Raw genomic sequence first — 311 nt, 5'->3', positions numbered from 1 at the left:
CCGGCCTATATCGAGGACATCAGCGAGATCCACCGCACCGAACCCTACGTATACAGCCAGATGGTGGCAGGCCGCGATGCCCCCACCTTCGGCGAGGCCAAGAACAGCTGGCTGACCGGCACGGCGGCATGGACCTTCGTGAACGTAAGCCAGTACATTCTGGGCATCCAGCCCACTCTGGACGGCCTGCGCGTTGACCCCTGCATCCCCCACACGCTGGCAGGCTACTCCGTCACCCGCCGTTACCGGGGTGCCGTCTACCACATCCGGGTGGAGAACCCCCATGCCGTGCAGAAGGGCGTGCAGAGCGT

1 protein-coding gene is annotated in these 311 nt (G+C 65.0%); it reads left to right on the top strand.

The window, feature by feature from the left end; genetic code table 11:
- Positions 1–311, top strand: a 311-nt coding sequence (locus P0G09_RS17630) for a glycosyl hydrolase family 65 protein (RefSeq protein WP_342760559.1), incomplete at both ends; no start/stop codon positions are given.

Origin of the sequence: Faecalibacterium sp. DFI.5.82 (genome assembly GCF_029076575.1) — a bacterium.
GTDB lineage: Bacteria > Bacillota > Clostridia > Oscillospirales > Ruminococcaceae > Faecalibacterium > Faecalibacterium duncaniae.
Note: the sequence above shows the minus strand (reverse complement) of the source record. Positions and strands in the feature narration are given on the sequence as shown.